22 protein-coding genes are annotated in these 23121 nt (G+C 64.4%); 12 read left to right on the top strand and 10 right to left on the bottom strand.

Annotated elements, in window-relative coordinates; translation table 11 throughout:
* Positions 1-215: 215 nt before the first annotated feature.
* The gene (locus HYH07_RS16575; RefSeq protein WP_220003478.1) at positions 216-1688 is read right to left on the bottom strand and encodes a YdiU family protein; all 1473 of its coding nucleotides are present in this window, start codon (positions 1686-1688) and stop codon (positions 216-218) included.
* Between the two features lie 196 nt (positions 1689-1884).
* Here HYH07_RS16575 and aspS point away from each other — a divergent pair, with 196 nt between their 5' ends.
* A complete protein-coding gene (gene aspS / locus HYH07_RS16570; protein WP_220003476.1) occupies positions 1885-3657 on the top strand; it encodes an aspartate--tRNA ligase in 1773 nt (590 codons plus the stop codon).
* A gap of 151 nt (positions 3658-3808) precedes the next feature.
* Here aspS and HYH07_RS16565 read toward each other — a convergent pair whose 3' ends face one another.
* On the bottom strand, positions 3809-5779 hold the full coding sequence (locus HYH07_RS16565; protein ID WP_220003475.1) for a hypothetical protein: 1971 nt from the start codon (positions 5777-5779) through the stop codon (positions 3809-3811).
* 247 nt (positions 5780-6026) lie between these two features.
* Here HYH07_RS16565 and HYH07_RS16560 point away from each other — a divergent pair, with 247 nt between their 5' ends.
* On the top strand, positions 6027-8339 hold the full coding sequence (locus HYH07_RS16560; protein WP_220003474.1) for an NADP-dependent malic enzyme: 2313 nt from the start codon (positions 6027-6029) through the stop codon (positions 8337-8339).
* Positions 8340-8450: 111 nt separating this feature from the next.
* Here HYH07_RS16560 and HYH07_RS16555 read toward each other — a convergent pair whose 3' ends face one another.
* Positions 8451-8666, bottom strand: a complete 216-nt coding sequence (locus HYH07_RS16555) for a hypothetical protein (RefSeq protein WP_220003472.1) — start codon at positions 8664-8666, stop codon at positions 8451-8453.
* Between HYH07_RS16555 and HYH07_RS16550 the strand changes: the two genes are divergently transcribed.
* Complete coding sequence (locus HYH07_RS16550; RefSeq protein ID WP_220003471.1) at positions 8665-9117, top strand: DoxX family protein; 453 nt, start codon at positions 8665-8667, stop codon at positions 9115-9117. The genes HYH07_RS16555 and HYH07_RS16550 overlap by 2 nt on opposite strands.
* A gap of 180 nt (positions 9118-9297) precedes the next feature.
* On the opposite strand, the gene HYH07_RS16545 is transcribed toward HYH07_RS16550, so the two are convergent.
* The 4 genes from HYH07_RS16545 to HYH07_RS16530 all read right to left on the bottom strand — a co-directional run bounded on the left by HYH07_RS16545 (position 9298) and on the right by HYH07_RS16530 (position 13328).
* Positions 9298-9852: a dihydrofolate reductase gene (locus tag HYH07_RS16545; protein ID WP_220003469.1), complete on the bottom strand. Its 555-nt coding sequence runs from the start codon at positions 9850-9852 to the stop codon at positions 9298-9300.
* A gap of 8 nt (positions 9853-9860) precedes the next feature.
* Positions 9861-10916 (bottom strand): polysaccharide deacetylase family protein, encoded by a 1056-nt coding sequence (locus HYH07_RS16540; RefSeq protein ID WP_220003468.1) that lies wholly within the window; start codon positions 10914-10916, stop codon positions 9861-9863.
* A 163-nt stretch (positions 10917-11079) separates the two neighbouring features.
* Entirely contained in the window at positions 11080-11649 is a 570-nt protein-coding gene (locus HYH07_RS16535) for a glutathione peroxidase (RefSeq protein ID WP_220003467.1), read from the bottom strand.
* 92 nt (positions 11650-11741) lie between these two features.
* Complete coding sequence (locus tag HYH07_RS16530) at positions 11742-13328, bottom strand: L,D-transpeptidase (protein ID WP_220003466.1); 1587 nt, start codon at positions 13326-13328, stop codon at positions 11742-11744.
* A gap of 209 nt (positions 13329-13537) precedes the next feature.
* Between HYH07_RS16530 and HYH07_RS16525 the strand changes: the two genes are divergently transcribed.
* Positions 13538-14086 carry a CreA family protein gene (locus HYH07_RS16525; RefSeq protein WP_057757796.1) on the top strand — a complete coding sequence of 183 codons (549 nt, stop codon included), beginning with the start codon at positions 13538-13540 and terminating at the stop codon, positions 14084-14086.
* On the opposite strand, the gene HYH07_RS16520 is transcribed toward HYH07_RS16525, so the two are convergent.
* Positions 14076-14282 (bottom strand): hypothetical protein, encoded by a 207-nt coding sequence (locus HYH07_RS16520; protein ID WP_220003465.1) that lies wholly within the window; start codon positions 14280-14282, stop codon positions 14076-14078. The two genes, HYH07_RS16525 and HYH07_RS16520, sit on opposite strands and share 11 nt — an antisense overlap.
* Before the next feature lie 161 nt (positions 14283-14443).
* Here HYH07_RS16520 and HYH07_RS16515 point away from each other — a divergent pair, with 161 nt between their 5' ends.
* Both HYH07_RS16515 and HYH07_RS16510 read left to right on the top strand, forming a co-directional pair.
* Positions 14444-14851: a hypothetical protein gene (locus HYH07_RS16515; RefSeq protein WP_220003551.1), complete on the top strand. Its 408-nt coding sequence runs from the start codon at positions 14444-14446 to the stop codon at positions 14849-14851.
* 37 nt (positions 14852-14888) lie between these two features.
* The gene (locus HYH07_RS16510) at positions 14889-15254 is read left to right on the top strand and encodes a hypothetical protein (protein ID WP_220003464.1); all 366 of its coding nucleotides are present in this window, start codon (positions 14889-14891) and stop codon (positions 15252-15254) included.
* A 4-nt stretch (positions 15255-15258) separates the two neighbouring features.
* On the opposite strand, the gene HYH07_RS16505 is transcribed toward HYH07_RS16510, so the two are convergent.
* The gene (locus tag HYH07_RS16505; protein ID WP_220003463.1) at positions 15259-15516 is read right to left on the bottom strand and encodes a DUF6719 family protein; all 258 of its coding nucleotides are present in this window, start codon (positions 15514-15516) and stop codon (positions 15259-15261) included.
* 68 nt (positions 15517-15584) lie between these two features.
* Complete coding sequence (locus HYH07_RS16500) at positions 15585-17048, bottom strand: PLP-dependent aminotransferase family protein (protein WP_220003462.1); 1464 nt, start codon at positions 17046-17048, stop codon at positions 15585-15587.
* A 74-nt stretch (positions 17049-17122) separates the two neighbouring features.
* Between HYH07_RS16500 and HYH07_RS16495 the strand changes: the two genes are divergently transcribed.
* From HYH07_RS16495 to HYH07_RS16470, 6 genes are all read left to right on the top strand, one after another.
* Positions 17123-17848, top strand: a complete 726-nt coding sequence (locus HYH07_RS16495) for a pyridoxamine 5'-phosphate oxidase family protein (RefSeq protein ID WP_220003461.1) — start codon at positions 17123-17125, stop codon at positions 17846-17848.
* A gap of 52 nt (positions 17849-17900) precedes the next feature.
* Positions 17901-19178: an ArgE/DapE family deacylase gene (locus tag HYH07_RS16490; RefSeq protein WP_220003459.1), complete on the top strand. Its 1278-nt coding sequence runs from the start codon at positions 17901-17903 to the stop codon at positions 19176-19178.
* Positions 19179-19443: 265 nt separating this feature from the next.
* Positions 19444-20253 carry an alpha/beta hydrolase gene (locus tag HYH07_RS16485; protein WP_220003457.1) on the top strand — a complete coding sequence of 270 codons (810 nt, stop codon included), beginning with the start codon at positions 19444-19446 and terminating at the stop codon, positions 20251-20253.
* A gap of 33 nt (positions 20254-20286) precedes the next feature.
* The gene (gene kynA / locus HYH07_RS16480; RefSeq protein WP_220003456.1) at positions 20287-21126 is read left to right on the top strand and encodes a tryptophan 2,3-dioxygenase; all 840 of its coding nucleotides are present in this window, start codon (positions 20287-20289) and stop codon (positions 21124-21126) included.
* An 8-nt stretch (positions 21127-21134) separates the two neighbouring features.
* On the top strand, positions 21135-22337 hold the full coding sequence (gene kynU / locus HYH07_RS16475) for a kynureninase (protein WP_220003455.1): 1203 nt from the start codon (positions 21135-21137) through the stop codon (positions 22335-22337).
* A 314-nt stretch (positions 22338-22651) separates the two neighbouring features.
* Positions 22652-23050, top strand: coding sequence for a PaaI family thioesterase (locus HYH07_RS16470; RefSeq protein ID WP_220003454.1), 399 nt, complete (start codon positions 22652-22654; stop codon positions 23048-23050).
* The last annotated feature ends 71 nt before the right edge of the window (positions 23051-23121 follow it).

Raw genomic sequence — 23121 nt, 5'->3', positions numbered from 1 at the left:
TAGCGAAGCGTAATCCACCTCTTTGCCTTCCGTTTGGTGAGAGAAGAGGTGGATTACGCCTTCGGCTAATCCACCCTACGCACCGCGTTTGTGGCTACGTCCCGCAGAACGTCTGCGGCACGTAGGGTGGATTAGCGAAGCGTAATCCACCACTTTGCTTTCCGTTTGGTGAGAGAAGAGGTGGATTACGCCTTCGGCTAATCCACCCTACGAAGCTACGTCCCGCAGAACGTCTGCAACACCCGCTGGTCCGGTAGCGGCGGATCGGCGTAGGCGGCGTACTCCGGCTGGTCCTCGTATGGTTTCGCCAGCACTTTCACCAATTCCTCGAACGGCGCGTAGTTATCGTCGTTGACCGCGGCCTGGATCACGGCCTCGACGCGGTGGTTGCGCGGGATGAAGACAGGATTGACGGCGTGCATCGCGGATCGCCGTTCGGCCGGGGCCTGCGGCTCCAGCGCGATGCGCGCGCGCCAGCGGCCGGCCCATTCGTCGAAGGCTGCGGGCTCCATGAACTGCGCGCGCACGTCGGTGCCGTCGTCGCCTGCGGCATCACCGAGCTTGCGGAAGGTGAGGGTGAAGTCGGCCTGGTTCTTGGCCATGGCGTCGAGCAGGTCCTGGATCAGCGCATCGTCACCGTCGCGCTCCGTGAACAGGCCGACCTTCCGGCGCAGCCCGGCCTGATAGGCGGCGCTGAACTGATCGGAGAACGCGCCGAGAATATCCTGCGCTTCCGCGACCGCCTTCTCCTGATCATCGGAGAACAGCGGCAGCAAGCATTCGGCGAGGCGCGTCAGATTCCACAGGCCAATGCGCGGCTGATTGGCGTAGGCGTAGCGGCCCATCTCGTCGATCGACGAGAATACTTGCGCCGGGTTGTAGGCATCCATGAAGGCGCAGGGGCCGTAATCGATGGTTTCCCCGGAGATGGAAGAGTTGTCGGTGTTCATCACGCCGTGGATGAAGCCGACCAAGAGCCAGCGCGCGATCAGCTCAGCCTGGCGCGCGACGACGCTCGCGAGCAGCGCGTGATAGGGCCGCTCGGCCTGGAGCAGGTCGGGGTAGTGCCTGGCAATGGCGTGATCGGCGAGCCGACGGATCGCATCGGTGTCGCGGCGGACGGCGAAGAACTGGAAAGTGCCGACGCGGATGTGGCTGGAGGCGACGCGGGTCAGCACCGCGCCGGGCAGCGCGGTCTCGCGGATGACGTGCTCGCCAGTGACGACGGCGGCGAGCGAGCGCGTAGTCGGGATGCCCAGCGCGTACATGGCTTCGCTGACGATGTATTCGCGCAGCACCGGCCCGAGCGCGGCGCGGCCATCGCCGCGGCGGGAGAACGGGGTTGGACCCGAGCCCTTGAGCTGGATGTCGCGGCGGACGCCGTCCCGGTCGATGACCTCGCCGAGCAGGATGGCACGGCCGTCGCCGAGCTGCGGCACGAAATGCCCGAACTGGTGGCCGGCATAGGCCATGGCGATGGGATCAGCTCCGGCGGGAACCGTCTTTCCGGCCAGGATTTCGGCACCCTCAGGGGTCTCCAGCACATCAGGATCGAGCCCGAGCTGGACCGCCAGCGGCCGGTTCAGCTTGATCAGCCGGGGCGCGGATACCGGGGTCGGCGCGACGCGGGCAAAGAAGCTGTCTGGCAGGGCCGAATAGGAGTTCTGGAAGGGGAAATGGACCGTCATGGCCTCAAGATAGGGCTGGAACGCCTGATGGCAAAGGCTTGGGCCCAAATGGCCCAAAAAGGGTCCTTTGGGACCCAAAACAGTCCGTTCCTTTGGTTGCTGCTTTGGGCCTCGTCGGGTAAACCCTGCCGCAACCTCGGATCGGTCGTTTCAGGCCGTCCGATTCGCTTCCTCCGACATTGATTTTGGGACGACCATGCATCGCTACCGGTCACATACATGCGGCGCGCTCCGCGAGAGCAACATCGGCGAGACCATCCGCCTCTCGGGCTGGGTCCACCGCGTTCGCGACCATGGCGGCGTGCTGTTCATCGACCTCCGCGACCATTACGGCCTGACCCAGTGCGTGGTCGATCCGGACTCGCCGGCGTTCTCGCTGGCCGAAAAGCTGCGCTCCGAATTCGTGGTCAAGATGGACGGCAAGGTCCGCCGCCGCCCCGAAGGCACCGACAATGACGATTTGCCGACCGGCAAGGTCGAGGTTTATGTCAGCGAGATCGAGGTGCTGGGACCTGCCGGCGATTTGCCGCTGCCGGTGTTCGGCGACCAGGAATATCCTGAGGATATCCGCCTGAAGTACCGCTTCCTCGATCTGCGCCGCGAGAAGCTGCATCAGAACATCATGACGCGCGTCGAGATCATCAAGTCGATGCGCCGGCGCATGGAGGGGCAGGGCTTCTTCGAGTTCAACACCCCGATCCTGACCGCGTCCTCGCCGGAAGGCGCGCGCGACTTCCTGGTGCCCTCGCGCATCCATCCTGGAAAATTCTACGCGCTGCCGCAGGCGCCGCAGCAGTACAAGCAGCTGCTGATGATGAGCGGCTTCGACCGCTATTTCCAGATCGCGCCCTGCTTCCGCGACGAGGACCCGCGCGCAGATCGTCTGCCGGGCGAGTTCTACCAGCTCGACGTCGAGATGAGCTTTGTCACGCAGGAAGACGTGTTCGCGGCGATGGAGCCCGTCATCACGGGCGTGTTCGAGGAGTTTGCCAAGGGCAAGCCGGTGAGCAAGAACTGGCGCCGGATTCCGTTCGCCGAGGCGCTGCGCAAATACGGCAGCGACAAGCCTGATCTGCGCAACCCGATCGAGATGCAGGACGTCTCCGAGCATTTCCGAGGATCAGGCTTCAAGGTGTTCGCGCGCATGCTCGAAGAGCCCAAGAACCAGGTCTGGGCGATTCCTGCGACCGGCGGCGGCAGCCGCGCCTTCTGCGACCGCATGAACTCGTGGGCGCAGGGCGAAGGCCAGCCCGGCCTCGGCTACATCATGTGGCGCGAGGGCGGCGAGGGCGCGGGTCCGCTTGCCAACAACATCGGGCCAGAGCGCACCGCCGCGATCCGCACGCAGCTCGGCACCAAGGAAGGCGATGCCGCCTTCTTCGTTGCCGGCGATCCTGACAAGTTCTGGAAGTTCTCTGGGCTCGCCCGCAACAAGGTCGGCGAGGAATTGAACCTCACCGACAAGGAGCGGTTCGAACTCGCCTGGATCGTCGACTTCCCGATGTACGAGTACAACGAGGACGACAAGAAGGTCGACTTCTCGCACAACCCGTTCTCGATGCCGCAGGGCGGCCTCGAGGCGCTGAAGAGCCAGGATCCGCTGACCATCAAGGCGTTCCAGTACGACATCACCTGCAACGGCTACGAGATCGCCTCGGGCGGCATCCGCAACCACGTGCCGGAAGCGATGGTGAAGGCGTTCGAGATCGCAGGCTACGGCGAGCAGGAAGTGGTCGAGCGTTTCGGCGGCATGTACCGCGCCTTCCAGTACGGCGCCCCGCCGCATGGCGGCATGGCCGCGGGCGTCGACCGCATCGTGATGCTGCTCTGTGGCACCACCAACCTGCGCGAGATCTCGCTGTTCCCGATGAACCAGCAGGCGATGGACCTGCTGATGGGCGCGCCTTCGGAAGCGACGACAAAACAGCTGCGCGAGCTGCACATCCGGGTGAACCTGCCGCAGAAGTGAGGCTCTTACCTCTCCCTGCTTGCAGGGAGAGGCCACGCTCTCTCCACATCGTCATTGCGAGCGCAGCGAAGCAATCCGGAGTCACTCCGCGGAAAGATTCTGGATTGCTTCGCTGCGCTCGCAATGACGGGGAGAGGGCTACCCTTCTTTTCTACAGCCCGGTCAACGCCTCGATCCTGAATTGCGCCAGCGCGACGATCGGCTCGTTGTTCAGGGCGTCCATGAGCTGAAGCACCGGCACCTTGCCAAGCGGTGTCAGCTTGATTGTGAGCGTTTGTCCCGAAGTCTCGACGAAGCTCGCGATCGCATCAACCACGGGCTTGGCATCGATATTGGAGGCCGCGACTTTCTCGCCCTGCGCCCGGATCATTTCAACGATGGCGCTACGCGCGGCGTCGCGACTGACGTTCTGCATCCGGGCGAATTGCGCCACCACCAGATCCACGAGGCCGCTGTCATGGAGGGAGAGCTCGGTCGTGCCGGTCTCGATCTGCTTTGCCTGTCCCGTCACCTGTGACGGATCGAGCGAGAACATGTCGCGGGACACGTCGGCGAGTGCAAGACGCACCTGCGCTCTGGCGATGCCTCCAATGTCGAGGGTCGCCGGCGCGAGCACGAGGCTGTTGGATTGCTGGGTCCAGGCGGCGCCTAGATCGAGGTCGATCGCGAGCTTGTCGATGCCGGCGGCGAGCAACGGAAGCTGCTTCGGATCGGATGGATCGGTTGGCGTGACGAATTTCGCAACCACGTGCGCTTTGCTCGGAATCGAGCCGATCAGCTGCCCCCAGTCCAGGCTCACGGTGTCGACCGTGACCAGCTTCTTGGTGTTCTTGAAGGGCGCAACGACGCCCTTCAGCTCCGCGCCTGCGAGCACGCCGAACAGCCCGAACATCTGATCCGGCGAGGGGGGCCGCCCGGGAGTCGCGAGGCTAGCAGCCCAGCGCATCAGATTCGGCAGGTTGAAGGACTTCAGCGCGAAGCGCTCCATCTTGAACTGCCCCTGCGGGGCCGGCGTATCGACGCCCTCAATTGCGAACTCGCCCTCGTGGTATCTGATCGCGTTGACTTTGCCGGTCCCCTGCGGTGTGCCGATCGCAATCTTGCTGATCTCGGCCTTGCCGATGCGAAGACCCTCATAGACCCCGGCGATCTTCTCCAGCATCTCGCGCGACTGTGCCGGCGTCGGAACGGTGGATTGATCCTGCGGCAGCGCGGCCAAGAGGTCGGCTAGCCGGAATTTCGACGGCTGCACGTCGATGTCCTGCATCACGAACCCGTCGATATCGATACGCATTCCTTGAGCCGATTTGAGCGCGTAGGGGCCGACCGAGACCTGCCGGTAGACGCGGTGATAGCTCTCGTCATTGCTGATCTGCGGATCGAGCGCAGCGATGATCGCGGTCGCATCGAAATCGTTGACGATGAAGTTCGACAGCTCGCCGGTGAGCTTGTCCGCCTTGCCTGGCTGCTTCACGTCGACCGAGATGGTGGCGCGGTCCGCCTTCATCGCATCGATCTTGCCGTGCTTCAGGTTCTGGATCGTCAATCCGGAATAGGTAACCTCGCCGCTGCCTCCGGGACCGCTGGCGGAATCGAAGCTCATCGTCAGCGTCGGCACCGTGAGCGAGGTTGCCGTGACGCTGGCGTATCGACCGAGTACGTAGCGGTAGATGTCGATCAGGGAGCCGCTCGCCGGCGCCGCCATGGTGTGGAGCGGGCCGGCATAGTCCCGCAGCGTCAGTTGCGGGATCTTGTAGGACACCTTCAGCTTGGCCGGACCGTCCTCATCAAGCGCGACGCCGAGGCCGGTGATGTCGATGCTGTCGGCTGAAAACCTGAGATCGTCGACCTGGCGAACGCCGGTGCCCTTGATGCCCCCGATCTTGACCTGCGCTTGCGGCTCCTTGCCGGGATCGATAATGATGTCCTCGATCGTGACGGTCCGCGTCGGCAGGTCGAAGCCGATCTTGCCATGGCTCGCCTTGCCGCCCCCTGAGCGCATCTGCTCGAACGTGGCCTCGATCTCGGCGGTGACGCGGTGCTGGACGTAGACGTTGAAGCCGAACAATCCGCCCGCGACGAGCACGGCTGCGACGATCAGGCCGATCAGGATCCGCTTCATTCCTAGCTCCGGTTGTTCATGGTGCGCTGCGCAACTTGCCATATTCGGGAAATGTCGCAAGGTCCAGGGAAAGCTAGCGCTGTCAGATATTTGACTGATGGCCCTGTTGATGGGAGGGCAATCGGATGTTGCCACCGGGCCTTCGGCCGTGCTTCATCCGGGTTTCCACGACCCGGAAATAGCGTCCGCTTGGACGATCGCTCCGGATGATGCATTTTGAGGCCGGTAACGCGAGGCAAGAGACCGCATGTCGTCCTATTCCGATGATCTCCACCAGGCGGCGCTGGCCTATCACCGACTGCCGCGTCCCGGAAAGCTCGAGATCCAGGCGAGCAAGCCGCTCGCCAACCAGCGTGACCTCGCGCTTGCCTATTCTCCGGGCGTTGCCGCCGCCTGTACCGAGATCGCCAAGAACCCGGCGGAAGCCGCGACCCTGACCACCCGCGCCAATCTGGTCGCGGTGGTCTCGAACGGCACGGCCGTGCTCGGCCTCGGCAATATCGGCCCGCTGGCCTCCAAGCCGGTCATGGAGGGCAAGGCGGTCCTGTTCAAGAAATTCGCCGGAATCGACGTGTTCGACATCGAGATCGCCGCCGACACCATCGACCGCGTGGTCGAGACGGTGGCCGCGCTCGAGCCGACCTTCGGCGGCATCAATCTGGAAGACATCCGTGGTCCGGAATGCTTCGAGATCGAGGCGCGGCTGAAGGAGCGCATGAAGATCCCGGTCTTCCATGACGACCAGCACGGCACCGCGATCATCGTTGCCGCCGCCATCACCAACGGTCTCCGCCTGAACGGCAAGAAGCTGTCGGAGGTCAAGATCGTCGCGTCGGGGGCAGGGGCCGCGGCGATCGCGACGCTCAACCTTCTGGTGTCGATGGGCGCGCAGCGCAAGAACATCTGGGTCTGCGACATCGACGGCCTCGTCCATGAGGGCCGCAATACCTCGATGGACCGCTGGAAGGCGGTCTACGCGCAGAAGACCGACAAGCGCACGCTGGGCGACGTCATCGGCGGCGCCGACATCTTCATCGGCCTGTCGGCACCGGGTGTGCTCAAGCCCGAGATGGCCAAGGCCATGGGCGAGAAGCCCCTGATCATGGCGCTGGCCAATCCGACGCCCGAGATCATGCCGGAAGAAGCGCGAAAAGTGCGTCCCGACGCCATGATCTGCACCGGTCGCTCCGACTATCCGAACCAGGTCAACAACGTCCTCTGCTTCCCCTTCATCTTCCGCGGCGCGCTCGATGTCGGCGCCAGCGCGATCAACGAAGAGATGAAACACGCCGCCGTCGAGGCCATCGCGCAGCTCGCCCGCGAGGCGCCCTCGGATGCCGTCTCCCAGGGCAGCCTCGATACCGGCGAGGCGGGCGGCTTCGGTCCGGGCTCGCTGATCCCCAGCCCCTTCGACCCACGGCTGATCCTGCGTATCGCACCGGCGGTGGCGAAGGCGGCGATGGAATCAGGTGTCGCGACGCGCCCCATCACCAATTTCGACGAATATCGCGCGCTGCTCGAGCGCTTCGCCTTCCGCTCCGGCCTCGTCATGAAGCCGATGTTCGCCAAGGCCAAGACCCAGCCGGTGCGGGTGATCTACGCCGAAGGCGAGGACGAGCGCGTGCTGCGCGCCACGCAAGTGGTGCTGGAGGAGAAGCTGGCGACGCCGATCCTGGTCGGCCGCCCCTCCGTGGTGGAGGCGCGCATCAAGCGCTTCGGCCTGTCGATCAAGGCGGGCAAGGATTTCGATCTCGTCAACCCTGAGGACGATCCGCGCTATCGCTCTTACGTGCAGTCCTATGTCGAACTCGCCGGCCGTCGCGGCGTGACGCCGGATGCTGCGCGCACGGTGGTGCGTACCAACAACACCGTGATCGCCGCGCTCGCGGTGACGCGCGGGGAGGCCGATGCGATGCTTTGCGGCGTCGAGGGCCGCTACATGAGCCATCTGCGCCATGTCCGCGAGATCGTCGGCTTCTCGCCCGGCGTCAGCGACTACGCGGCATTGGCGTTGCTGATCACCAGCAAGGGCGCGTTCTTCATCGCCGACACGCAAGTGCGGCCCAATCCGGGTGCGGAAGAGCTTGCCGAGATCGCCTCGCTTGCCGCGGTCCACGTCCAGCGCTTCAACATCAAGCCGAAGATCGCCTTCGTCTCGCACTCCGATTTCGGCAGCTACGACACCGACTCCTCGCGCAAGATGCGCCGGGCGACCCAGCTCTTGAAGGAGAAGCACCCGGAGATCGAGGCCGATGGCGAAATGCAGGGCGACACGGCGTTGTCCGCCGCGGCGCGCCGCATGGTGCTGCCGCACTCCAAGCTGGAGGGCGAGGCCAACATCATGATCATGCCGAGCCTCGACACCGCCAACGTCGCCTACCAGATGATCAAGTCACTGGCGGACGCGCTGCCCGTCGGCCCGATCCTGATCGGCCCGGCGCGGACAGCCCACATCCTCACGCCCTCGGTCACCGCGCGCGGCATCCTCAACATGACGGCAGTTGCCGTGGTGGAAGCGCAGGAGCGTGCGGCGCGGCAGCAGCCGACGCTGTTTACGTAGCTCTCCGTTTTAAGGGGCCGCTCGCTCCGCGAGTTCGTCATGCCCGGGCAAAAGCGCGAAGCGCGTCTTCGCGCTAGATGGCCCGGGCATCCACGTTCTTTTGCGGGGACGTCAGTCGTGGATGGCCGGGTCAAGCCCGGCCATGACGCCGAGAGAGTGGTGGCCGAATTCGTCCCGGTCGGTTCGATTCCGCCAGGGAGCGCCAACGCGCCCCACCACTTCCGAATAACTTCCCGTTTTCCATTTCCCCGTTTGTAAACCGGCGCACGACTCATCATAATCCGCAAGCGCGTCCCGTGCTTTGCGTTTTGCCAAGAGGCCGACCATGCCAGCGTTCGTGACTTTCGGGCGAATCCTGTTCGCCGTGCTGTTCATCTACACGGGCGCCACCAAGTTCTTTCCCCTCCAGGCGACGGCCGACTTCATCGGTGGCAAGTTCGTGGTGCCCGATGTGATCGCGCCTTATGCCAAGCAGGTGGAGACCGCGACGGCGATGACCACGCCGCAGCTGCTCGCGATCGCGCTCGGAGGGCTCCAGATTCTGGCGGGACTGATGATCGCGCTGAATTTCGGCGCGCGCTTCTTCGCGATGCTGATGGTGATCTACATCGGTGTGTCGACCGTCCTGTTCTCCGATTTCTGGAATCAGAGCGCGCCTGAGAACGCCGCGGTGGTGATCGACGCGCTGAAGAATCTTTCGATCATGGGCGCGCTGTTCATGATCATGGGCTACGGCCGCGCCACGCGCTCGGTCGAGACCGCCTACGGCGACGTCTAGCCGCCGACAGGCATCCGCCCGCCGACGCCGTGAGCCACGGTGTCGGGTCCCGTAAGGTGGGTTAGCGTCAGCGGATTGCGCGAAGCGCAAACCGCTCGGCGTAACCCACCACTTTGCTGGTCATTAGGAAGGAGAAGAGGTGGGTTACGTCAGCGGACCGCGCTTCACGCAGCCGCCGAGCTAACCCACCCTACGCCACGGCGTAACCGTGACGTCGTGCGCCGCGTCGAGCATGTAGGGCGTGCCCGGCTTCATTCCGTGTGACGTCAGCACGTCGTGCGGCGTTCGCCGGGGCACGTCGACGAAGCAGCCTTCGCCGCCGGGTAGCCGCACATGCGGGGCTTCCGACAGCCAGAAGGTGTCGTAACGGTCCATGAACATCTCGAACACCACCGGGCCGCCAATGATCGCGACCCGCCCTGAGGTAACATCGGCAAATGCGCAGGCCTCCGCGAAGCTCGCATGCTCCGGATTCCACAGCGTCGCGTTCGGCATCTCGGGATCGACGGTGAGGGCCTTGATCTTGCGGGTCAGGATCAGCCGCTTGCGCTTGGGCGAGTTCGGCTGCCCCTCGTGCGAGTTGCGGCCGTGCACGATCAGCGCAGCACCATCGAGCGCCTGCTCGAAGAACAGCTTGTCGCCTTCGAACTTCAGGCTTTTGGGCATGACATGGCTGGCGTCGGCCAGCATGCCGTCCGCCGAGACGATGACGTAGCCTTCGAAATGGAACGACAAAGTGACGACTATTCGGAAACGGTCGTCACCACGGAATTGACCGGGCGCGTGCTGACCGTCGGCAGCTTGACGTCCTTCATCAGCTGCTGGTCGTATTCCGGCAGCGAGGCGACCGGGGCCTTGGCGCGCATCGCCACCACCTTGTAGCCGCCGGCCTTGAGGCGGTTCAGCAGCTCGGGCAGCGCTTCCGCCGTGTGCTTCTGGAAGTCGTGCATCAGGATGATGCCCTTGCCCTTGGTCTCGAGCCTCTTCATCACGGTCTCGATCACCTTCTCGGGCTTCGAGGCCTTGAAGTCGAAGGAGTCGATGTCGCAGGAGAAGATCGCGACGTTGCGGTTGCCGAGATAGGTGACCATCTCCGGCGGATGCTGCAGCGCCGGGAAGCGGAAGAACGCGGCGGGCGAGATGCCGCCGAGCGCCCATTTCACGGCGCTGATGCCCTTCTCGATCTCTTCCTTGCGCTGCGCTTCGGTCAGCTTCTTGTCGTTGAGGTTGGCGTGGGACCAGGTGTGGGTGCCGATGGTGTGGCCGGCGGCGTAGACCTGCTTCAGGATCTCCGGCTCGTAAGTGGCATGCTTGCCGATCGAGAAGAAGATGCCGGTGGTGCACTGGTCGGCGAGCGCCTTCAGCACGGCAGGCGTGTTGCGTGGCCAGGGACCGTCGTCGAAGGTCAGGACGACCTCCTTGTCGCGCAGGAAGTCGAGCTCCTTGAAATGCTCGAAGCCGAAGCCGGGGCCACCCGTCGTGTCGATTTCCACAGTGCGGGCGACGCCCAGCGCGTTCGGATTGTTACAGGCGGCGCGCGCCGGCTGGGGCGCCTGTTGCGGCGGCGGCGGGAAGGCTGCGCTCGGTTGCGCAGCAGCGGCTGCCGGGGCCGCGGCTGCTGGAGCTGCGGCCGCAGCCGGTGTTGCCGCGGGCGCGGCTGCGGGTTTTGCAGCCGGTGCTGCCGCGGGGGCGGCCTGCGTGGCAGCTGCCGGTTTTGCAGCCGGGGTCTGCGACCATGCCGCGCCTGTCAGCGCAACAGATATCGCGCTTGCCAAAATCAGTTTTGCCGCCACACGCATGGTGTTGTCCTCGAGATTGATCCCGTTGTTCCGCCGCGGCTTTTCGCCTCCGGCAGAACCTTCCTGCCCCTTACCACCTTAGCCTAGATGGTGCTCCATCGCCATTGCAACGGCTGTTTGGCCCTCCGCCGCAATTGTGCCCAGCCGCGTTGCGACCGGCCCGTCAACTGTCGGCCAATGCCCGGGCTATCGCGGTTTTGACGCGCGTGTCGGCAGGCTCCACGGCTGAAGGAAACACCTCGGCGATATAGCCGTCGCGGCCGATCAGGTATTTGTGGAAGTTCCACTTCGGAACCTGCCTTGGCCGCGCTTCGGCCGCCCATTTGTAGAAGGGATGGGCCTTCGTTCCTGACACGACCGCCTTGGCCGCAATCGGGAAGGTAACGCCGTATTGGTGGTGCGCGGTCTCCGAGATCTCGCTGATGCCTCCGGGCTCCTGGCCGCCGAAATCATTGGAGGGCACGCCGATCACGGTGAGGCCGCGCTCGCGAAACTCGCTCCAGATCTCCTGCAGCCCGGCATATTGCGGCGTGTAACCGCACAGCGAGGCCGTGTTGACGACCAGCAGCGGTTTACCGGTGAAGGCGGCGAGGCGGATGTCGTCGCCGGACAAAGCGGGAAACGAAAAAGCGTAAGCGGAAATCCGGCTCATGCCGCCGTCGGCCCGCGCGCGCGTTGCCGATGCGGCTGCAGCGAGCAGCGCAGTGGTGAGCATGGTCCTGCGGCTCAACATGGCGGCGTCCCCCGGATGTGATACGGGGCGGAGCTTACCCCGCAGATGCGACGGGCCCGCTCAACACCGCGTTATCTGACGCGGCGACGCCGTTAGTACAGGCGGACGATGAAGTCGGTGCCTTCGCCGGTTTCGCCCTGGTTGATGCCCTGGTCGGACACGATGACCGAGGCGCCGGTGGTGAGCATCTCGTTGATCTTCGCCATGGCCTCGGCAGGGATCGTGATGCGATCCAGGGCCTCGGCCGGGCTGTCGGGCGTCACGGCAGCGCCACGCTGCCGGCGCGACAAATGACCGTCGTCCTCGCGCGCGGCGGCGCGGACAGTGACAGGCAGCGATACCACCGACCAATGCAGCGCATTCGAATCGGTCTTGTCGACCTCGGCCGTGAAGACGTGCGTGCCGAGCGGCCGGTCGCTGGCCGCGATCGTGACGGGTACATCGAACATCGGCGCGAAGTTCTGCCGCACGTAGAGCTTGGAATCCTTGCGGCTGATGAATACCGCAATCTGACCGGTCCGCTTGGGCAGGTCCGGCTTCACGGACGGCGCGGGATCGGCGATGTGGGTCTGATCCTTCTTCGCATCCGGCGAAGCAGCTTGCGCGGGCGCAACCGTTGTCGCGGTCGCGTCGGGCTTGTTCTCGGTCGCCGCCGTGTCAGCCTTGGCCGGCCCGGACGTGGTGGGGTCGACCTTGTCTGCCGGCTTCTCATCTGACGTCGTCTTGGCTGCGTCCGCAGCGTCAGTCGGCTTTGCTTCGGTGCTCGCCGCGTCAGCGGGCTTGGCAGCGTCGTCCGTCTTCGCCGCTTCGTCGCGAACCGGCGCGTTTCCCGTGGTCACATCCGACATCACGGTATGGCCCACCGTGGAGCGCAGCTCGAGCACGCCTTCTGCGCTGGCTGTCTTCGTCTCCAAAGATTTGATCTCGACGGGCGCGTCCGTGACCTTGGTGTCAAGCGCGCCCTTGTCCGCCTTGTCGCCGACGCTCGTCGGCGGCTCGAGGCTTGCTGCGGGCTGCGGCGGGACGCGCAGGGACGCGAGCATCGGATGCGAGAAGCTTTGCGGCGTCATCTGGCCCGGCGTGACGATCACGCGCGCGCCCATCTTCGTCCAGTTCCACATCTTGACCGCGAACGCCATCGGCATGCGGATGCAGCCGTGGGAGGCCGGATAGCCCGGCAATACGCCGGCATGCATGGCGACGCCGGACCAGGTGATCCGCTGCATGTACGGCATCGGCGCGCCGCTATAGATGTTGGAGTGGTGGAATTTGTGCTTCTGGATGACGCTGAACACACCCATCGGCGTCGAATGGCCCTTCATGCCTGTCGACACCGGCGATTCCGCGAAGACGCCGTTGGAGTCGTAGATCGTCACCTTCTGCCGCTCGATCGAGACGACGATGACGAGCGGGCCTTGCGGCTTCGCTCCGGTCTCTTTCTCGCCGACGGTCTCTTTCTTGGTCTTTGCGGCTGCCGAGCCGCGCTTCTGCGGCTTCAGTCGCGGCTCCGCAGGATACCGCTGTTGCGGGGCGTAGTATGCGCCCGAATAGTCCGGATAATAATAGAATGCTGCTTCCGCCTGGCTGGTCGTTCCGATCGCACCCGCCGCCGCCAAAATCGCGGCATGCCACAGCCGTGCCGGCGCGGCGGAGAAGGGGGACCCGTTCACGCTATTCATTCCTCGAATCCACAATCCAAATCAGACGTTAGTGTCGCAGAGGGGATACGCGTTCACCAGCACGGTGGTTCTGCGGTCCGCTACATTTGTTCAAGCCGTAACAAAAAAGCCTCACGGAGCGGTAAATGGCGGCCGCGCCCGGCCTGCTGTTACCTTCCTGTCGGGACCTCCCATGCCTACATTGCCAGGACTTGTTATCGGAGAACTTCATGTCATCCCGTTTCCCCGGTCTTTCCGGCATCCGCTTGAAAGGCCTTGCTTTAGTGCTCCTGGCTCTGGCCGTTCCTCTGGCTTGCGCATCGGCCGCCGACGAGCCTGATCTGATCTTCCGCCGCTCCACGGTGTTCAAATGGATGAGCCCGAATGACAAGCTCGCGACCTATGGTCTCGACGACCCCGAGGTCGAGGGCGTGGCCTGTCATTTCACGGTGCCGGAGAAGGGTGGCTTCAAGGGCTGGCTGGGACTTGCTGAGGAGGTGTCGGACATCTCACTTGCCTGCCGCCAGGTCGGCCCGATTAAGTTCAAGGAGAAGATGGAACAGGGCGACGACATGTTCCGCAGGCGCCGGTCGCTGTTCTTCAAGAAGATGCAGATCGTGCGCGGCTGCGACGCCAAGCGCAATGTGCTGGTCTACATGGTCTATTCGGACAAGCTGATCGAGGGATCGCCGAAGAATTCGACCTCGACCGTTCCGATCATGCCGTGGGGACCGGCTGACGCGAACGTCCAGAAGTGCGGCGACTTCTTTACTCAGTAGTGGAATCGCGCTTCCTGCCCGGTTTCATCAGGTGCGAGCCGCTCAGCCGCACGAACGCCTGCGGCGCGGCCTCGTAGCCGCGTCCTGATTGCAGAGCCATCGCGCCGGGCGAACCGGTACGGTCGCCGATCTGCCGATCGGCGCGGTCCGTAGGCTGCGCCTCCTCGCGCACCGTTGCGCGATCTTGCGCCATCATGATGGCCATCCCTGGTTATGTGCCCGGTAATGACGGGCCGTTCGGTTTCGAGGGCTTCGTCGTGTCCGATCGATTCTGGGTTCATCGACGGGCCGGCCCTCGTTCGCCGACCTCTTCAGCAGAAAACCGTAAAATGCATGTGAAGCGCTGACGTCGCCGATATGACCGATTCGCCTCCAGTGACGCAGACGGTCGTTCTTATGCCGGTTGAAACCATCAACGCCCTATCTGAAATGATTGATGTTTTCGGCAGATTGTTTCGTCACGCCGTGAGCGACGAAACAATTCTCACCGGGAACGAAACCATTCTGGGCTTTGGGCGCATCACGGAAGAAACCGCTGATGGTTATCAGGGTGACAACGACGACGGCGGAACCGCCGGCCACGCAATTCGGAGACATCCCATGCGCGCGCTCAGCTTCATCCTTGCTTTCGGTTTCGTGCTCGCCGGTTCCTCGTTCGCCGGAGCACCGGACGGCAATCTGCCCGGCATCGGGACCTTCCAGTACAGCGGCTCGCCGATCTCAACCACGGCACCGCAGCCGATCATTGTGGCGGCGCGCTTCTGATCCCCCAACAAGAAAACCAGCCTGCAAAGGCGCCATCATGTATCTTCGTTTCTGCGCCGCGGCGTTCCTGTCCCTTCTGACCATCAGCTCCGTTCAGGCTCAGGTGCGCTCACCGAGCCGGTTGCCGGATCCGCGCACCGAGTTCGTGAGGCAATGCGCGCCGCGCATGCTCGGGCGCTGGGAGCACCCGGAAGAGGTCTGCGGCTGCCTGCATGATCACGCGGCTGCCGTCGTCGAGGATCGCGACCTGCGCGAGGCGCTGCTGCGCGGCATCAGCGAGACCGGCGTTCCCACGATCGAAACCGATTGGGTGCCGGCCGCCAAGCAAGGCCAGATCGGGGCGACCTTCACCAAGATCGCCAAGCCGACCCTGCAGTGCATGTTCGACCCTGCGAAGTCTTAAGACCTCACCTCGACGTCGGACCGAACCGCGGCACGCAGGATGCCGTTCGCGCGACGCCCTTGTCCGTCATCTTCGAGCCGCGTACTTCCTTGACCTGTCCGGCCGGGCAGGTTCCGTCATCCACCTGCACGCGCTGGCCGAGCTTGAGGTCGACGATATCCTGCTCACGCCCGACCGTGGTCGCGTAGCCCGCCGAGGCGAGCGCGGAGGAGATCAGGAGCGCGAGGCAGGTTGCACGGCCGAGTGAGGCGACGGGTGACATGACGAGGGATCCCGGAATCGATTCTGCAATGTTAAGCAGCAGCCACCGATTCTGATACTGAACCTTTGTCAGGCCTGCCGGGCCTGATGGCCCTTGGTGCGCAATCTGGCGCGCGATTCCTTTGCAAGTCGTTCGGCGGCAGTGACGAGCTCTGGAACCGCATGCCCTGAAAATCCCAGCACGAAACCCGGCAGGGGCCGCATCCGCGCATAGGTGTCGGCGAGCAGCCAGCCTTCCGCACCTGCCGCCCGCTTTGCTTCAGCGGCTACCACTGGGGCAACCGACGGATCGAACCGGGCCACGAGGTGCAGGCCCTGCGAGGGCACCGGGACCGACAGCGCACCACCTGACGCGGCCTCGAGCGTTTCGGCCAGCGCATCGCGCGCTTCACGGTAGAGCTTGCGTACCCGCTTCAGATTTGCGGCGAATGCGCCTGAGTTAAGCATGTCGGCGACCGCGCCTTCCATCAGCGTGGCAGGGAAGCGGTCGAGCGCAGCGCGGGCGGCCGTGACGTCGCCGATCAGGCGCTCGGGCAGGGCGCAATAGCCGATGCGCAGGCCCGGAAACAGCGTCTTGGCGAAGGTGCCCATGTAGATCACGCGCTGGAGGTGATCGATGCCGGCAAGCGACATCAGCGGCGCGCCGTCGTAGCGAAACTCGCTGTCGTAATCGTCCTCGAACACAAAGGCGCCAGCGTGCTTCGCCCAGTCCAGCAGCTCGAGTCGCCGCGGCATCGACATCTGCACGCCCAGCGGAAACTGGTGCGACGGCGTGACATAGGCTGCCCGCGCGGTTGGCGCGGCGGAGCGGCCCCTCGCGACCTGCAGACCGTGTGCGTCAACGGGAACGGCGACGGTGCGGTAACCGCATTGCGCGATGGTCTTGCGCGCCGTCGGATAGCCTGGATCCTCGCACCAGACCTGATCGTTCGGTTTCAAGAGAGCGCCCAGCACGATCCGCAGCGTATGCAACGTGCCCGACGTCAGCATGATCTGGTCGGGGTCGCAGCGCAGGCCCCGCGCCGAGAGCAGATGATCGGCGATCGCAACGCGCAGCTCATTGCTGCCGCGCGGGTCGCCGTAATGCAGATGCTCGCTGCCAAAGGCGCGCATCCGTCGGCCGACAAAGGCGCGAAAACGTTGCACCGCGCGCTCGTCAATATGGGTACAGCCGAGCGAGAGGGCGCCTTGTTTCGGCGCCTCGACGATCACCTTCGGCTGCTTCGATGCGGCGGCGCGGGCCGGGATGTGCGCCGCGACAAAGGTGCCGGAGCCAACGGTTGCTTGCGCAAACCCGTCGGCGATCAGGCGCTCGTAAGCCGTGACCACCGCATTGCGCCGAAAGCCGGTCTGCTTCGCCAGCGTGCGCGAGGGCGGCAGCGGCTCGCCCGACTTGACGAGGCCGCCGACTATCATCTCGCACAGCGCCTGGTACAGCCGGTGCGCCGAGGACGCGCCGGCCGTGATGTGCGGGCCGGTGAGATCGAGCGGCAGCTCGGCCCTACCGGGAGAATTGGTCGGAATTTTTTGCATGGAATTGGCACTATCGCAGACCAAATGCGCCGCTACAACTGGCCTGAACTGTTCCAGACCCGACAGGAGCGGCCGTGAGCCAGACCGAGAGCCCAAATTCCTATCCGACGTCGGCGCGCAACCAGGTGAAGCGCCGGCACGACCGCGGCTTCTACGATCACGCCACCGTTCACCACATCCTGGATTCCTCGATGTTGTGCCACGTCTCCTATGTGATCGACGGCCAGCCCTATTGCACGCCGACCTTCTTCTGGCGCGAGGGGACCAAGCTCTACTGGCACGGCTCGAGCGCCAGCCGCATGCTGCGCAGCCAAACCAAAGGCGAGCGCGTGTGCCTGACGGTGGCCCATCTCGACAGCCTCGTGCTGGCGCGCTGCGGCTTCAATCATTCCGCCGACTATCGCGCGGTGATGGCGTTCGGCACCGCCTATCTCGTCACCGATCCCGTCGAGAAGAAGCGCGCGGTGGTCGCGATGGTCGACCGCTTCTTCCCGGATCGCACCGCGGGCCTGCGAGCCAGCAGTGTCCAGGAGATCAAGGCGACCTCCTTTATCGCGATGGAGATCGAGGAGGCCTCGGCCAAGATCCGCGCCAAGGGTGTCGCCGACGACGAAGAGGATTACGAACTGCCTATTTATGCCGAGCGCATTCCGGTTCGCACCGTTCTCGGCGCGCCCGAGCCGTGCCCGCGGCTGCTCGATGGCGTCACGCGTCCTGCGACGCTGAATGGCTATTCCGAGGGCCGCCTGCTCGAAGATGCATTGCGGGATGCTTATTTTGTAGAGTACCCCAACGGCTGAAATCGGCTAGCTTGCGCGCTCCTTAGACCAATCGGATGCCGGGAGTTGCCTGATGGATGCCGAAACGCAGCAGAGGATTCTTGACGCCGTCGACGCCGGCTTCGAAGCCCAGCTTGCGACCACGCGCGATTTCGTCGCGATCCCTTCGACCCGCGGGGCGGAGGGGCCGTGCCAGGACATGATCGGCGACCTCCTGCGCGCACGCGGCCACGAGGTCGACGATTGGCACATCAATGTCGACGACCTCAAGGATCTGCGCGGCTTCGGGCCGATCGAGCATGATTTCTCCAGAGCGCGCACGGTGGTCGGTACGTATCGTCCGTCCACCGAGACGGGCAAATCGCTGATCCTGCAGGGCCACTGCGACGTGGTGCCCGCGGGACCGCTGGAACTGTGGGATTCGCCACCGTTCTCACCCGTCATCAAGGACGGCAAGATGTTCGGCCGCGGCGCCTGCGACATGAAGTCGGGCACCATCGGCGCACTCTATGCGCTGGATGCGATCAAGGCGGCCGGCCTGAAACCGACGGCTCGGATCCACTTCCAGTCTGTCATCGAGGAGGAGAGCACCGGCGTCGGCGCGCTCTCGACGCTGCAGCGCGGCTACCGGGCCGATGCCTGCTTCATCCCCGAGCCGACTGGCGGCAAGATGGTGCGCGCGCAGGTCGGCGTGATCTGGTTTCGCCTTCGCGTGAAGGGCCATCCCGTCCACGTCGCGCATGCCGGCTCGGGTGCCAACGCGATCATGGCGGCGTATCACCTGATCCAGGCGGTGCAGAAGCTCGAGATCGAATGGAATGAGCGTGCCAAGGCCGACCGTCACTTCAAGACGCTCAATCACCCCATCAATTTCAACCCCGGCATCATCAAGGGCGGCGACTGGGCTTCCAGCGTACCGGCCTGGTGCGACGTCGATTGCCGCATCGCCGTGTTGCCGGGCTGGTCGATCGCCGACCACCAGAAGGAGATTCTGGCGTGCATCGCGGCGGCCTCGCGTAACCACCGCTTCCTCGCGAACAATCCGCCGGAGGTCGAATGGTCCGGCTTCCTGTCGGAAGGCTATGAGCTGACAAATTCGGCGGCCTCGGAAGCGGCCTTCGGCAAGGCCTTCAATAAGGTTTATGGCGGAGCGGTCGAGGACCTCGTCTTCACCGCGCTCACCGACACCCGCTTTTACGGCCTCAACCACGGCATCCCGAGCCTGTGCTTCGGCGCCAGCGGCGGCGAGATGCACGGCTTCAACGAATTTGTCGATCTGGACTCGCTGAAGAAGACGACCAAGGCGATGGCGCTGTTCATCTCCGAATGGTGCGGGGTGGAAAGGGCGTAGCGGGAGCCTTGCTCTCTCCATCGTCATTGCGAGCGAAGCGAAGCAATCCAGGAGTCTTTCCGCAGAGACAGACTGGATTGCTTCGCTGCGCTCGCAATGACGGAGTGTGCCGCCGGCCCCCGGCTTGACAGGACTTATCCTGCCGGTCGGCTGCCCGAACACGGGCCTGTCCAGATAGTTTAAGCTTAAAATAAAGACTAGGATGCGGCTCCTCCCGGTGGCAGACTGGCGTTTGGTTCGCTGAACGAGTCCCCGGGGAGTCACGATGCGCGATTGGGATGATGCTTACGCCAATTCGGCCCATATCCCGGGTTCGGACAAGATGCCGGCGCAATGGGCGGAGCGGGCGGCGGCCTACCGGGCCGGGCTGAAGGAGTTTCGCCCTGACATCGGCTATGGCTCCGCCGAGCGTCAGAGTTTCGACCTGATCCTGCCCGATGGCGACAGCAAGGGCCTCGTCGTGTTTGTGCACGGCGGCTATTGGATGCGCTTCGACAAATCGGCCTGGACGGATCTTGCCGAAGGCGCGCGGCAACACGGCTGGACCGTGTGCCTGCCGAGCTACACGTTGGCGCCGGCGGCGCGCATCTCCGACATGACGGCAGAAATCGCCGCCGCGATCGCGAAAGCCGCCTCGCTCGTCACGGGGCCGATCCGGCTCGCCGGCCATTCGGCGGGCGGCCATCTCGTCACGCGCATGCTGTGCGACGACAGCCGGCTGGAGCCTCCAGTCTTCAACCGCATCGCCGGTACGCTTTCGATCAGCGGGCTGCACGATCTGCGCCCGCTGCTGAAAACGAAGATGAACGAGACACTGCGCATGACCATGGAGGAGGCGACGCTCGAGAGCGCAGCGCTGCATCTGCCGCGCGGGCATTCGCCTGTCACCGCCTGGGTCGGCGGCAGCGAGCGGCCTGAATTCATCCGCCAGTCCGACCTGCTGGCCAATGTCTGGACCGGCTTTGACGTGCCGACGCGGCTCGTCGTCGATCCCGGGCTCAACCATTTCACCGTGATCGACGCGCTGAAGGATCCGTCCTCGCAGATCACCGCGCGCCTGATCGGGCTCGACTAGCGGGCAGGGGATGATCGATCGAAAGGGCCTGTCATGACGTCCAGCGATTACGATCCCTCCAGTGAAGGTGCCGAGACCGACTTCGCCCGGCGCATGTCCTATGGCGATTATCTGTCGCTGGATGCCATTCTCGGCGCGCAGCATCCGCTCTCCGAAGCGCACGACGAGATGCTGTTCATCATTCAGCATCAAACCACGGAGCTGTGGATGCGTCTCGCGATCCATGAGCTCAGCGCCGCGCGCCGCGCCATCGCCAAGGACGAGGTGGCTCCCGCCATGAAGATGCTGGCGCGAATGTCGCGCATCTTCGAGCAGCTCAACAACGCCTGGGACGTGCTGCGTACGATGACGCCCAGTGAATATACCCGCTTTCGCTCCCAGCTCGGCCAGTCCTCGGGCTTCCAGTCGCGGCAATATCGGCTGATCGAATATCTGCTCGGCAACCGCAATCACGCCATGCTGAAGCCGCACGCGCACGATGTGGAAACGACAAAACTGCTCGAGGCTGAGCTTGCGACGCCCAGCCTCTATGACGAGGTGCTGCGGCTTGCCGATCGTCACGGGCTCAAGATGCCGGCCGCCGTGCTGGCGCGCGACGTCCGCGAGACCCACAGCTTCAGCGAGGGCGTGCTTGACGCCTGGCGCGAGGTCTACCAGGCGCCGGAGACGCACTGGATGCTGTACGAGCTTGCCGAGAAGCTGGTCGATTTCGAGGATTATTTCCGGCGCTGGCGCTTCAACCATGTCACCACGGTCGAGCGCGTCATCGGCTTCAAGCGCGGCACCGGCGGCACCGGCGGCGTGAGTTATCTGAAGCGCATGCTCGAGGTCGAGCTGTTTCCCGAGCTCTGGCGCGTGCGCACGATTCTGTAGAGATGACCATGTCCAGGCTTCGCGTCTACGACGACACCAAGGCGCTGTTTCATCTGCCCGAGGGGGTGATCTATCTCGACGGCAATTCGCTCGGTGCATTGCCGCTTGGCGTCGCCGAGCGCGTCAACCGCGTCATCACGACGGAGTGGGGCGATGAGCTGATCCGCGCCTGGAACAGCGCAGGCTGGTATGCCCAGCCGCGCCATGTCGGCGATCGCATCGCCCGGCTGATCGGCGCGGAGGCCGGCTCGGTGATGGTCGGCGACACGCTATCGCTCAAGGTCTACCAGGCACTCGCCGCTGCGCTCGACATGAACGTCTCGCGCAAGGTCGTCCTGTCGGACACCGGCAATTTCCCGACCGACCTCTACATGGCGGAAGGCCTGATCGCGACGCTCGGGCGCGGCCATCAGCTGCGCCTGGTGGCTCCGGAGGAAATCGAGGCTTCGCTGTCGGAAGAGGTCGCCGTCCTCTACATCACCGAGGTCGACTACCGCACCGGCCGCCGTCACGACATGGCGAAGCTGACCGCGCAGGCGCAGGCGCTTGATATCGTCACGGTTTGGGACCTCGCGCATTCGGCCGGTGCGCTGCCGGTCGATCTCGCCGGCTGCGGTGTCGATTTCGCTGCGGGGTGCACTTACAAATACATCAATGCCGGCCCCGGCGCGCCGGCATTTCTCTACGTCGCGCCGCGTCATGCCGACGATGCGCGTGCGGCGCTCTCCGGATGGATGGGCCACGCAAAGCCGTTTGCGTTTGAGCTTGGCTACGCCGCCGCCGGGGGTGTTGAGCGTATGCGCGTCGGCACACCCCCGGTACTGGCGATGGCGGCGCTGGAGGCTTCGCTGGATATCTGGGATCGGGTCGACATCAAGGAGGTCCGCGTCCGCTCGTTGGCACTCGGTGATCTCCTGATCGCGGAGGTCGAGCGTCGTTGCCCGTCCCTGAAGCTCGTGACCCCGCGCGCGCACGAGCGTCGTGGTTCGCAAGTCTCGTTCGCCTTCGCGGGTGGTTACGCCGCGATGCAGGCCTCGATTGCTCGCGGCCTCATCGGCGATTTCCGAGCGCCTGATATCATGAGGTTCGGGATCACGCCCCTCTATATCGGCGAGAGCGAGATCGTCCGTGCGGCCGAGATCATCGAGGAGGTGATCGCAGGCGAGCTGTGGCGTCGGCCGGAGTACCAGGTCGTGAATGCAGTGACGTGAAATCCATCACCGTCACCCCCGCGCAACGGCGAAGCCGTTGTCGCTGGAGGCGGCCGCTTCTTCAGCGGCCCTCGAAGGGCGACGGCCCGGCTGTATCGGGGCCGTGCATCCTTCGAGGCTCTCCGTGGGACGCGTTGCGTCCCACGGAGAGCACCTCAGGATGACGGGGCTAGAGATCGCGGCGGGAAGTGGCGCATGAGAGATCATACGCGCAGATGCAGACGCGGCATCACGGCAACCATTACCTCAGACGTCATTGCTTTGCCGTCCGAAGCCATTCACGCTGAGACTTCCGCGAATTGGGAGGAGATCCGATGACGCCGCTCGAAAAACTCAAAGCGATGAAGATGCCGTTCGCCGAGCTCAAGGGCGTCGAATTCGTCGAGGCCGGGACGGATCGCGTGGTCGCCCGGATGACGGTGAGGCCCGATCTCTGCACCTTGCATCACACCATCCACGGCGGCGCGGTGATGGCGCTCGCCGATTCCGTTGGCGCAGCTGCGACCGTGATTAATCTGCCTGATGACGCCAAGGGCACGACCACGCTGGAGAGCAAGACCAACTTCATCGGTGGCGCCAAGGAGGGAACCACTATCATCGCGATCGCGACCCCGGTTCATCGGGGGCGCCGGACCCAGGTCTGGACCACCCGGCTGGAGACCGAGGACGGCAAGCTGGTGGCCGTGGTGACCCAGACGCAGCTGGTCCTGTAAGACTACGGGGCCTTGATTTTGTTAACGAATTAGTCGTTCCCGATGCCGGAAACTTGAGCAGGTTCCCGTCT

It is taken from the genome of Bradyrhizobium sp. BR 10261, assembly GCF_019455395.1.
Lineage (GTDB): Bacteria > Pseudomonadota > Alphaproteobacteria > Rhizobiales > Xanthobacteraceae > Bradyrhizobium > Bradyrhizobium manausense.
The sequence above is the reverse complement of the archived record's forward strand: the minus strand, read 5'-3'. Positions and strand labels throughout refer to the sequence as shown.